This is a genomic window from Hyphomonas sp. (assembly GCF_046313735.1).
GTDB lineage: Bacteria > Pseudomonadota > Alphaproteobacteria > Caulobacterales > Hyphomonadaceae > Hyphomonas.
The window spans coordinates 88,674-100,740 of record NZ_JBKBXW010000003.1 but is presented as its reverse complement, the minus strand read 5'-3'; the positions used below and the strand labels follow the sequence as shown (position 1 = coordinate 100,740).

The 12,067-nt window shown below is 62.6% G+C and carries 8 protein-coding genes; 2 read left to right on the top strand and 6 right to left on the bottom strand.

Features of this window, described 5'->3' with window-relative positions; genetic code table 11:
• Positions 1–443 precede the first annotated feature (443 nt).
• The 3 genes from ACK4SV_RS02615 to uvrB all read right to left on the bottom strand — a co-directional run bounded on the left by ACK4SV_RS02615 (position 444) and on the right by uvrB (position 4,865).
• Positions 444–743, bottom strand: a complete 300-nt coding sequence (locus ACK4SV_RS02615) for a hypothetical protein (RefSeq protein ID WP_409916236.1) — start codon at positions 741–743, stop codon at positions 444–446.
• Between the two features lie 538 nt (positions 744–1,281).
• Positions 1,282–2,646 carry a hypothetical protein gene (locus tag ACK4SV_RS02610; protein ID WP_409916235.1) on the bottom strand — a complete coding sequence of 455 codons (1,365 nt, stop codon included), beginning with the start codon at positions 2,644–2,646 and terminating at the stop codon, positions 1,282–1,284.
• Positions 2,647–2,684: 38 nt separating this feature from the next.
• Positions 2,685–4,865 (bottom strand): excinuclease ABC subunit UvrB, encoded by a 2,181-nt coding sequence (gene uvrB, locus ACK4SV_RS02605; protein WP_409916234.1) that lies wholly within the window; start codon positions 4,863–4,865, stop codon positions 2,685–2,687.
• Between the two features lie 103 nt (positions 4,866–4,968).
• On the opposite strand from uvrB, the gene ACK4SV_RS02600 reads away from it, so the two are divergent.
• On the top strand, positions 4,969–5,319 hold the full coding sequence (locus ACK4SV_RS02600; RefSeq protein WP_409916233.1) for a DUF2200 domain-containing protein: 351 nt from the start codon (positions 4,969–4,971) through the stop codon (positions 5,317–5,319).
• An 81-nt stretch (positions 5,320–5,400) separates the two neighbouring features.
• Here ACK4SV_RS02600 and ACK4SV_RS02595 read toward each other — a convergent pair whose 3' ends face one another.
• Entirely contained in the window at positions 5,401–7,758 is a 2,358-nt protein-coding gene (locus ACK4SV_RS02595) for a hypothetical protein (protein WP_409916232.1), read from the bottom strand.
• Positions 7,759–8,155: 397 nt separating this feature from the next.
• On the opposite strand from ACK4SV_RS02595, the gene ACK4SV_RS02590 reads away from it, so the two are divergent.
• Positions 8,156–9,622: a sigma-54-dependent transcriptional regulator gene (locus ACK4SV_RS02590; protein WP_409916231.1), complete on the top strand. Its 1,467-nt coding sequence runs from the start codon at positions 8,156–8,158 to the stop codon at positions 9,620–9,622.
• Between the two features lie 25 nt (positions 9,623–9,647).
• On the opposite strand, the gene ACK4SV_RS02585 is transcribed toward ACK4SV_RS02590, so the two are convergent.
• Positions 9,648–10,835, bottom strand: coding sequence for an MFS transporter (locus ACK4SV_RS02585; protein ID WP_409916230.1), 1,188 nt, complete (start codon positions 10,833–10,835; stop codon positions 9,648–9,650).
• A gap of 77 nt (positions 10,836–10,912) precedes the next feature.
• Entirely contained in the window at positions 10,913–11,830 is a 918-nt protein-coding gene (locus ACK4SV_RS02580) for a LysR substrate-binding domain-containing protein (protein WP_409916229.1), read from the bottom strand.
• Positions 11,831–12,067: the final 237 nt, after the last annotated feature.

The window sequence follows — 12,067 nt, the reverse complement described above, 5'->3', positions numbered from 1 at the left end:
CCCCTGAAGGCGCGCACATCCGTCCTGTCCGCGAGCCGTCCGCATACCAACCGGGGGGCTGACATGTTCAGGCTCTCAGGCCGCCGCCGCTCTGCGCCCCGAGGGGTGCCGCTCTGCCTTGGCCGCCGTGTTTCGGATCGTGCCCCGTTCACGGCCTAGGGCTCCACATTCCGGGTCTAGCTCCCGTCCTGCGGCCACCGCCTGCTTTATCCCTTCATCTCCACCCTGGCCCTTCGCGCGGCCGCTCTCACGGCTCTGCTGTTGACCCGGTTTCGTCCGGGGGCGATGGACTTGGCCTTCGTGCGTCTTCGGGTTTGCTCCCGCTCGTTTCGTTGGCTTAACGAAACGATCTCATCAAAGCTCGCCTGAGTCGAGGCCTTGTCGAGCGAAATTCGTCACGGAAGCGAAATAATTCACAGTTTCGTGACGGCTGTGGAATGCGCTCAGCTGGGCTGCCATTCGAACAGGTCCATCGTTTCCTCGCTCGGGCGTTTGCCTTTCATCCGGTCGAAACAGGGGTGGGGGATGTGGCGGCCGGAGGGGAGGACTTCGGAGACAAACGTGCCGCCATGGGCGGGGCGGGAGACGCGGATATGCGCGCCGCAGACGGGGCAGGTCTCGGCCCAGCCCTGGGGCGGGGGCGCCTCGCGGCCATCGGTGCGGTAATAGATCGTCGCCGCCACGCGCGAGCGCTCCGGCCGCTCGCTCGCATTGCGGAAATGCTCCCTGCGATGAACCCACATCTGGCGCCTCCCTGCCTGCCGAGACGCTAGGGATAGCGGGGAGGGGTTAAAGTTGGGTTTGAGGTGCGACGCTCGGAACCCCTCTCCCCATTTATGGGGAGAGGGGCAGGGGTGAGGGGCCGCCAAACAAAGCAACGCTCATCCTGAGCGAAGTCGAAGGATGGCCAAACAACAGCCCAGCGCCCCGCGCCCGGGCTCGTCCTTCGACTTCGCTCAGGATGAGCCCTGCCAGGCGGCGCCTCCGGTTTCATCCCCGCGCGCCTCTCCCCCGGAGCCGGGGGCGAGGGGGCAGGCGCGCCGCGCCCGCAGCCGCACCCGCAGACTCGCCCGCAGACTCTGGCCCGCCGCCAGGGGGTAATCCTCAGCAGACGGAACACCCGCCCCGCCAAACACCATATCCCCTCGCGCCGGGTTCCACCTGTAGGGTGCATCGAGGCCGAAGGCCGCAAGCCACAATCGGGTCGGCGCGAGGTTGGCGCATTACGGTCAGCCAGCCGCCATGCAGTCAATAGGGCGCTGGGCTGCGAAATATGCGTAGCTAGATGTCCAGGTCGAGAGCTTTGCGAACTTGGCTGATCGCGTTGTCGTGCGCTCGACGGTCACTCGGTGTCTTTGCTAGGGTAACCTGATCAATTCCGCGCTGATCTTTAGCAGGAATCAGTTTGTGATGTTTTCCATCTTGCGAGTGAGAGTAGCCGATTTGTTCAAGAAACCAGACCAAAGAATCTGGATCCTTGCATCCTTTAAGTTTGCGAACAAACTCCTTCATTACTGACTTCGCGGGCAAACTTTGGAGCGCAGCTGATATTGCGAGTTTTGTCCGTTCGCTTAGATATGGATCAGACAAAGAGCGCTCAAGATGCTTACCTATTCTTTCGAGGAACTCACCCTCAAAAAGCTCTAGCGGGGAATTTACTTTAATGCTCGACTTCAAATCGCTATTTTGTTGATCCAGCCTCTGTTGAAGTTCGTCGATCTTATGCTGCTTTTCCTCCACAATCTGCTGCCTAAGGCTAAGTTCATTTGTAAGTTTGCCCGAGGGCATATCCGTCGAGGACAGTACGCTCTGCTGCCGAACAAACTTCAACTGAAGCTCAAGTAGGTCAGACCACTCTAGCCCTCGACGAGTATCAGCATTGGCGTTGAATCCGACCAGGAGACGCTTTAGTGCGTCTATTGTTGCGTCCTGATCTCCTCGAATGAATTCGAAAGAATTAGTGTTGGGAATACTAAGTACACAAAGGTGGCTTGAACTTGACTCATCAAATGCGTCTAAAAATCGCTCAATAAGCAGATTGTTTCGAATCACATAAGTTTGGGCAAGGCCACAGAAGTCGTTTGCTACCTTTGACGGGCTGCATGGATACCGACCTCTTTCATCAGCCAGCAGAGCAATCCATGGGAGGCCGGAAGAATCCCCAATATCCAAAAGACGATCAAGTTGATCAGTTAGAGTTACTTCCCGATGGCGCAACTGCGCATGGAGTTCGTTGTCTTCATCGATCCATCCGCGCTCAAGGGCTAGTTTAATTACAGCTGGCTTAAGTGGGGTGTGAGCAAATACCTTGGGGTCCAAGGTTACGCATGAGGCTCGAAGCGCGACGATTCCAACGGCGCTATCAGAGGAGTAACAAACCTCAGTTTCATAGACGAGCCCTTCCGGTTTTCGAACTCGGTATGAGAACCCAAATTTTGGAAACTTTTTATCAGGAACGCGAATACATTTGAATTCTTCGTTCATATCCTCAGAAAGTGCGTACACAGAGTTTTCATCTTCCTCGTCAACGTGAGAGAAATTGAGTTTGGAAGAAGTGATACCCTCTACCCAATGAACGGCACACTTCAAAAACTCGCTGGCACTAATCGTGTTTCTAACTGGAAATTCTGCACGATATGTCTTCATGTTGACATCCTCAGGTGTTTAGCAATTCGAATATCGATCTAAATCCCCAAATCCTCTTCCCTCAGCCGTTTCACCTCATCCCTCAGGCGCGCTGCCTCCTCGAATTCCAGGTTGGCGGCGGCTTCTCGCATTTGTTTTTCGAGGTCGGCGAGGACGGCTTTGAGGTTGTGGCCGGATTCACCCCGGAGTGGCAAGGCTTTTGATTCGGCGACGCCCCGTTCGCGCTGGCGGCGGGCGCGGCTGGCGGACGGCTTGTCGCCGAGTTCGCCGAGGATGTCGGCCACCGCGCGGCGGATGGTGGTGGGCGTGATGCCGTGCTCGGCGTTATACGCCATCTGCTTCTCGCGCCGGCGGCTGGTCTCGTCCATCGCGCGCTGCATCGAGCCCGTCACCTTGTCCGCATAGAGAATAACCTTCGCCTCGGCATTGCGCGCGGCGCGGCCGATGGTCTGCACGAGGCTGGTTTCCGAGCGCAGGAAGCCTTCCTTGTCGGCGTCCAGGATGGCGACGAGGCCGCATTCGGGAATGTCGAGCCCCTCGCGCAGGAGGTTGATGCCGACGAGCACATCGAACTGGCCGAGGCGCAGATCGCGGATGATCTCGATCCGCTCGATCGTGTCGACATCGGAATGCATGTAGCGCACGCGCACGCCATTCTCATGCAGGAAGTCCGTCAGGTTTTCCGCCATCTTTTTCGTCAGGGTCGTGATCAATGTGCGGTGGCCGCGCGCGGCGGCGGCCCTGGCCTCGGCCATGACATCATCGACCTGGTTGGCGCCGTCATTGGAGACGGGGCGCACCTCGACCGGCGGGTCGATGAGGCCGGTGGGGCGGATGACCTGCTCGACGAAGACCCCGCCCGTGCGCTCCATTTCCCATTTGCCGGGCGTGGCGGAGACATGGATGGTCTGGGGGCGCATCGCGTCCCATTCCTCGAATTTGAGGGGGCGGTTGTCGATGCAGGAGGGCAGGCGGAAGCCATATTCGGCGAGGGTGGATTTGCGGCTGTAGTCGCCTTTGAACATCGCGCCGATCTGGGGGATCGTCTGGTGGGACTCGTCCGTGAACACCAGCGCGTTCTCCGGCAGGTATTCGAACATGGTGGGCGGCGGCTCGCCGGGCTTGCGGCCTGTGAGATAGCGGGAATAGTTCTCGATGCCGTTGCACGAGCCGGTGGCGGCGAGCATTTCGAGGTCATACTGGCAGCGCTGCTCGATACGCTGGGCTTCGAGGAGTTTTCCGTTCTTCTCGAAATGCGCGATGGTGGCCTTCAGCTCCTCCTTGATCTTCTCGATGGCCTGGTTGAGCGTGGGGCGCGGCGTGACGTAGTGGCTGTTCGCATAGATCTTGATCTGCGGCAGTTTCTGGATCGTCCGTCCCGTGAGGGGATCGAATTCGGTGATGCCTTCCAGCTCGTCGCCGAAGAAGGAGAGCTTCCACGCGCGGTCTTCATAATGGGCGGGGAAGATGTCGATGACATCGCCCTTCACGCGGAAGGCGCCGCGGCCGAAGGCGACATCATTGCGCGTATACTGATTGGCCACGAGGCGCGCGGCGACATGTTTCGGGTCGATCCGGTCGCCCACCTTCAGGGCGAAGGTCATGCTGGTATAGCTCTCGACCGAGCCGATGCCATAGAGGCAGGAAACGGAGGCGACGATGATCACATCATCGCGCTCGAGGATCGCGCGGGTGGCCGAATGGCGCATCCGGTCGATGGCCTCGTTGATGGAGCTTTCCTTCTCGATGTAAAGGTCCGAGCGCGGAACATAGGCCTCGGGCTGGTAATAGTCGTAATAGGAGACGAAGTATTCGACGGCGTTGTCCGGGAAGAAGGATTTGAACTCGCCATAGAGCTGGGCGGCGAGGGTCTTGTTGGGCGCGAGGATGAGCGCGGGGCGCTGGGTCGCCTCGATGACCTTGGCCATGGTGAAGGTCTTGCCCGTGCCGGTGGCGCCGAGGAGGACCTGGTCGCGCTCGCCGGCGGTGATGGCGTCGACGAGTTCGGGGATGGCGGTGCGCTGGTCGCCGGCGGGCTCGTAATCGGAGGCGACGCGGAAGCGGCGGCCGCCCTCGAGCTTCACCCAGTTACGGTCCGGCCGGTGGGGTGTCCACTGGTCGGAGGACAGCGCGCCGGCCGCATCCAGCGCGGCGCCGTCGAGGGCGAAAGCGGCAGACGCGTCAGCGACGCCGCGAGCGGGGGGGCGGGAGCGGGGCATGGGCCGCAGATATGGGCCGGGGACGGGAAACTGTCCAGAGTGTTCTTGTTTTGTGCGGGCAGGTATGGTGAAGTGGCTGCGTGCGGCTGAGGAGGCGGCAGGCATGGCGGAACACAGGATTTTCTCGATGGGGTTTGACAGGGTCTACCCCGCCTATGTGGCCAAGGCGGAGAGGAAGGGGCGCACGAAAGCGGAGGTGGACGAGATCATCCGCTGGCAGACGGGCTACAGCCAGGCAGAGCTGGAGGCGCAGATCGCGCGGGGCGCGGATTTCCGGGCGTTCTATGCTGAGGCCCCGGCGATGAACCCGGCGCGGGCGCTGATCAAGGGCGTCGTCTGCGGCGTGCGCGTGGAAGAGGTGGAAGACCCGCTGATGCGCGAGATCCGCTATCTCGACAAGCTGATCGACGAGCTGGCGAAGGGCAAGGCGATGGGAAAGATACTGAGGGGGTGAGGGGGCTATCTGGCGTCCAGTGCGGCCTTCAATTCAGTCCTCTTCGACAGCAGTCTCGCTATCAGCGTCTTCGTCTTCCCCTTAGTCCTCGTCACTTTCCTCTCCCTCAGAGTCGGAAGCCTTCGCCGCCTGGACTGCCAGACCTGCTCCAACCATGCCTGACAACGCGTCGAATGCTTTCTTCGCGGCTGGCCGTGCCTTCTGCTTGGCCTCGTCGGTACTGCGAACTCCGAGAAATTCGGCGACGTCACGCAGCGTATCGTTGGGATCTGAGTATGAGAAAGCCAGCTCTTCAATTGCGTCGTAGACCGGCTTCCGGTGTTCCTCCCACCCAAGGTAGACTGGCGACTTTACATTGGTCCCGTAATGGACAGCCCCGCCGGTTTCGCGCACGATCCGGTCTAGCCAGCGCATATAGGCAGGCTTGTTCGGACAAACATGGGCGACGAGGGCCCAGATGGCGCTCGGTGCCCGTTCTCCGGCAGCTTGTGATAGCAGGGCGACGATCTCCAGGCGGGCATAGAGGAATTCCGGATAGTGTCCGCAAACGGCAAGCAGGCCGAGCAGGTTGCGGACATCGTCATCCGTCAGCGCCTTTGGCCGGGCCTCTCGGTCCTCTCCAAGGAGTTCGGCGATCACGGCCTCGAGCCGGGGCTTCTCGGTTCTGCGCCATTCCGTAGCCTTGGCCGGATGATCTGCATTGTCAGGATTTGCCAGATGCTCGGCGGGCGCCTTGTCCCACTGGCGCCTGAGCAGCGCCAGCTTGCGCGAGGGCTTGCCCACGAGAATCGGATATTTCTCGGTCATCCAATCCACGCCCTCGAGGATTTCCTCGTCGGGATGCTCGAGCAGCTCTGTCAGCCTTCGCTCATTGTACGGGGCCAGTGGCAGGCCATGTCCGGTGCGCTTTGCAATATGCGTTTCGACCCGTTTTTCGAACTTTGCTGTCGGCACCCAGCCATGTCCGGTCCGCCGCATGCCGCGCCGGAAGAAGGCCTCTTCGAGGAACGGGTCGAACGCATCGAGCTGGCCGGCATCGTACAGCGCTTCCTGCGCACGGCTGCGCTGCCAGATGCCGATAGCCTGGAACAGCGCGGCCATGATGACGAGGTCAACGATGGCGCGGGCGGCAAAGGTGAGGTGCTTGCCGGCATCGGCGAGCCCGCGTTCGAGCGCCTCGGGCGGGCAGGCAGCTTCGGTGGAGCTGCAAACCCGTTCAACTGGAACATCGATCCTGACATCATAGATTTCCCACCAGTCGACAAAAGGAACGGCCTTGGCGAGTTCCGCGCCAAAGAAGCTGACCCAGGCATAGAATGCGTTGGTGGCGTCACCGGTTTCACGCATGGCGAAGGCCGGGATGATCTCATTGATCTGGTAGAGCGCCAGCGGCACGAGCAGGAAAAGGCTGGCATAACCGAGCAATGCCTCGTCCTTGAGGTCATTGCCGAAGCCGACATGGATTTCCGGTGACCTCGTTTGCAACAGTCGCGAAGCCGTGTCGCGATCCTCCTCGACCCAAGCCCACCGCCTGCCGAGTGCAAGGACTATCAGTATGCCGAGACCGATCGGCAGGAGGCCGAGCGGTGGCGGCAGCAAGAAGCCCAGAGCCGTCATCGGGACCAGCATGCAGATTACAAATAGGTGCGGGATACCTCGGCCGGGCTGTGTAACTCCGCTGAGCGGGGCAACAAACCGGACCAAGAACGAATCCACACGGCTGGCGAACTCGGGCAGGGTTTTCCATGTGATCGCTGGGCCGTTGGGGGCGACTGTCCCGGTTGGACGTTGGGCTGCGGCCCGGTCGTGCCAGTTGTCTGCCAGTCGCTGCACATGTGGCATCAGAATGAACACGACAAATACGGCGATCACGATCAGCGTGATGAAGAACGCCAGGTTCTCAGTAATGCCAGTTGCGCCGTCTTCTCCTGACGCTGCCATCGACGCCCGGGCAGCCCAGACGGCCAATACAGAAATCAATACAATAGCAACGAGCGGAATGTAGAAACCACCCATCGAAATCGAATCGTCGCGCAGGAGCGGTGCCGGGGCGCAGCGCCTCGCCTCCAGGAAGACGAGAGTCGCCAAAGGGACGAAGGCGACCAGAAGCGCCGAACCGGCTATACCCAGTTGGACTGCCGAATACTCAGGGGAGCCGTTGTGTACTGTGAAGTTGATCTCGGCGAGCAGCGGAATACCGGGCGCGCCTCCGAAAAGTCCAAGCCCCGCGACGGCAAACAAAACCAGGAAGAAATAACTGAACGGCTCTCGAAGTCCCCCGCGCAGAATTTTCTTGCTTTGTTCATCGGAGAAGCGATGTCCCCGGCTCGCTCCGGCAAGGCGATGCCATACCTGTGCGCTCCGGGCGGCATGCGCCAATCCTAGTCCGGTAATGATGAGGCTTATCGCGATCCATGCATCCTTGACCTGGCCGAACATCAGATAGTCAGCAGTATGGCCCAGCCCAAACGTGGTGCCAGCTATCCCGATTGAAACTGCAGCATACAGAGGAAACCCGGTTTCCCCGGCTGATGCTCCGCCGTTCCCCAACGGCTGCGAAATGTCCTCGGCGGTAACCACCCCGTGCCCCCTTCCCGAGATCGTTTGTCTCGGCTCCGGAATATCTTTTACCGAAGATTAACCTTCACGCAAGGCGTGTGTTCCTGAAACGCCGGGGTAGAGCGAGGCGTCCGCGCCCCGCCCCAATTTCCATCAAATTCAAACGACCCTGAAAACCGTAATTCCATGCGTCTGTGTCAGAACGGGGCGTAGCGAAACGGTACGGGCGCCTGTGTGGGGGCGTGCGGCCGGCAACGGTTCGATGAAGGGTGTTCCCATGACCAAGACGATCCTGGTGGTCGATGATGATCCGACGCAGCGCCGCCTCCTGCAGGCGGCGGTGGAAAAGGCGGGATTTGCCTGCCGCGTTGCACCGGACGGGGAGACGGGCATCGCGCTCGCCACCGAGGCGCGCGAGGGCGTCGATGTGGTGCTCCTTGACCTGACGATGCCGGGCCTGTCGGGGATGGAGACGCTGGAACGCCTTGCCGCGCGCAGGCCGGAATTGCCGGTCATCATGCTGACGGCCACCAGCGGCATCGACACGATCGTGCAGGCAATGCGCCGCGGGGCGGTGGACTTCATCGTGAAGCCTGCGAACCCCGAGCGCGTGGTCGTCAGTGTCCGGAATGCCCTGAAGATGCAGAGCCTGACGGGCGAGGTGAAACGCCTGTCCCGCAAGGCCGAAGGCGGGATGCGCTTCGCCGACATGATTGCCTCGGCGCCGGCGATGCGGATGGTGGTGCGCATGGCAGAGCGCGGGGCGGCCTCGGATATCCCGGTGTTGATCCTTGGCGAAAGCGGTGTGGGTAAAGAGGTTGTGGCGCGCTGTATCCAGGGCGCGAGCGCGCGGGCGGGCAAGCCGTTCGTGACGGTCAACTGCGGCGCGATTCCGGAAAACCTCGTCGAGTCGATCCTGTTCGGCCATGAGAAAGGCGCCTTCACGGGCGCGGTGTCGAAATCTCCCGGCAAGTTTGTCGAGGCCGATGGCGGCACGCTGTTCCTGGATGAAGTGGGCGAGCTTCCCCTGGATGCGCAGGTGAAACTGCTCCGTGCCCTGCAGGAAGGCGAAGTCGATGCCGTCGGCTCGCGCCGCCCGACCAAGGTGGATGTGCGCATCATCTCGGCCACGAACCGCGATCTGGCAGGTCAGGTGAAAGCCGGCACTTTCCGCGAGGACCTGTTCTACCGTCTCAACGTGTTCCCCATCGACATGCCGTCGCTGCGCGAGCGGCGCGAGGATATCCCGGCGCTGGTCGATCATTTCATTGCGCGCTTCAATGCCAGCGAGGGCGCCAAGATTGCCGGTGCCTCGCCTGAAACGCTCCGGATGCTGACGGCCTATGACTGGCCGGGCAATGTCCGCCAGCTCGAGAACTCGGTCTTCCGCGCGGTCGTGCTGTGTGATGGCGACCTGCTGCAGCCGCAGGACTTCCCGCAGATTTCCGGCCAGGCCGGGCTGCTGGCCAGCCTGCCATCCGCTCCGGCGCCTGCCGCGAGTGACCGCAGCGTGCCGGCCCCGGCCAATGATGTGGCCGGCAGCGGCCCGGTGGCGATCAAGGACGGCGATGGAGAGATCCGCAGCCTGCAGGATATCGAGCGCGATCTTCTTCAGTATGCGATCGATTTCTATGACGGGCATATGAGCGAGGTGTCGCGCCGGCTCGGCATCGGCCGTTCGACGCTCTATCGCAAGGTGCGCGAGTATGATCTCGACGTGAAGGGCGAGCGCGAGGCGGGCTGACGCCGTCCCGGCTCACTCCGCCCGTTCACTCCACGCGGGCGGCGACCGGCTTCCTTGACGCAGCGAGCGCCAGAAGGAACCCCGCCGCCGACAGCGCGCTCATGATCCAGTAGAGCTTCGTCTGGGCGGCAATGCCGCCGGGGGCGAGGCCGTCATAGGCGAGGCCGGCGAGGAAACCCGCAAGCGCAAGCGCGGGCCCGAAGACCAGCGCGCTGTTGACGGCGTAGGCAAGCGGCAGGGTCTGTTCCGGCAGGGTCATCTGCAGGAAGCGCATGGTCGCAAGGTGCGTTAGCGCAAAGCTCGCCGCGTGCAGCAGTTGCAGGACATAGATCGTCTCGACCGGCAGGATGAGGCCGGTGCCCGACCAGCGGATGATGGCGCCGAAGCCGCCGAGGATCAGCACGAGATAGGGCGAGAGGCGCCCGAGCAGCCGTGTGGAGAGGATCAGCAGCACGATCTCGGCAAACACGCCAGTGGCCCAGAGCGCGCCGATATGGCCGGGGGCGATGCCCTGCGCGATCCAGATGTTGGAGCCGAAAGCATAATAGGCGCCATGGCTCGCCTGGATCAGCGCGGCGGCGAGGATGAAGGCGAAGACGCCCCGTGGCCGGAAGAGCGCGATCCCGTCCCGGAAGGTCGAAACCAGGCTGCTGCGGGCAACCGCCGTGCGCGCGCCCCGGCGCGTGAACAGCGGCGCGAAGACGGAGGCGGCAGCGGCGGCGAGAAGATAGTGGAGGATCCAGTCCGGCCCGAAGGCGGCGAGCACGGCGCCGCCGGCGAGGTTTGCCACCACGAAGGCAAGCGACACCATCGCGCGCGCCTCGCCATAGTCCGGCCGGCCGCCCTTGGTGCCATAGACGAGGATCGCCTCGAACAGCGGCCCGGCGACATTCATCGCGGTGTAGATCAGCACGCAGAGCGCAAAGTCGACCGCGCGAGGCGCTTCGGGATAGAGCAGGGCATAGCCTGCAAACGCGACCAGCATCGTGGCGGCAAGCGTACCGCGCAGGCCGCGCTGTTGCGCGATGCCGGCGGCCAGCGGCCCGGCGATGATGCGGATGAGGATGGCCAGCGTGCTCGCCCCGGCGATCTCGGCGCCGGACATGCCGCCCACCCGCTCCATCCAGACCGGCAGGTAGGGCAGGTTCGCGCCCATCACGAGATGGATGATGCTGGCCGAAATCGCCGCGCGCCAGGCATCATTGATCCGCATGGGTCCGTCCCCGGGGCGACTGCCGCCCGCTCGCAAGCGATGCCTCTTACTTCAGTTCGCGGCGCGCAGGTAAGGGCCTATTCTGCGGCGGCGCGGCGGCTGGCAAACTCGGCGCTGACGATCTCGCCGATGCGCCGGGCTTCGGCCTCGCGGGGGCTGCCGGCTTTCCACGCAATGCCGATCTGCCGGCCGATCACGGGTGTCACGAAGGGGCGAATGGCGACGTCCGATCCGATGGGCAGGCCATGGTCCGCCGCAAGGCGGGGGATCAGCGAGACGCCGAGGCCGCCGGCGACCATGTTGACGAGCGTGCCGAGGGAAGTGGCGGCCACCTGTTCGCGGCCCGGTCCGGGCTTCAGACGGCAGGCGGAGAGGGAGTGTTCGCGCAGGCAGTGGCCATCTTCCAGCAGCAGGAGGTCCTGGTCCTCAAGGTCGTCCGGCGAGAGGCCGTTCTTGCGGCTCAGCGGATGGCCGGCGGGGGCGGCGAGCAGGAACTCGTCATCGAACAGCGTCATCACCTCGATGCCCGGCGCTTCCCAGGGCAGGGCGATGAAGGCGGCGTCCAGCGTGCGCGCGCGCAGCTGGTCGATCAGGCGCTGGGTGCGGTCTTCGGTGAGGTAGAGTTTGAGGTCGGGATACTGGCGGGTCAGCAGGCCGACGATCTGGGGTAGCACAAAGGGCGCAATCGTGGGGATCGCGCCGAGCTGGAAGGAGCCGGAGAACAGCGCGCCGGCACTGGTGACCGACTGGACCAGCGCATGGGCATCGGCCAGCAGGGCAGAGGCGCGCGCGACTGCGATCTCGCCAGCATGGGTCAGCGTGGCGCCGCGCGATTCGCGCTCGGCAAGGCTCACTCCGAACAGGTCCTCCAGCTCCTTGATGCCCGCAGAGAGCGTCGGCTGTGTCACATGGCAGGCCTCTGCCGCGCGGGAGAATGAACCCGTCTCACCGAGCGCGACGAGGAATTGCAGCTGGCGCAGGGTCGGCAGGATCATCGGGTCACTCTATGTCACGAGGGTTATCTATCGAGCGTGTTTATATCACTGGATTGCCCGCGCGGCAATTGAGGCAAATCCGGCCAGCTGCTGCTTAACTTCCTGCAATCTGGCCGAATCTGCAGCGCTGTGCGCAAGAGGCTCCGGCCTGCGTCGATTGCATCACACAGGGCGGCTAGACCTTGGAGTCGCCGGGCTTTTTCCGCGCCTGCCCAGGGCATCCCAAATGCCGATTGA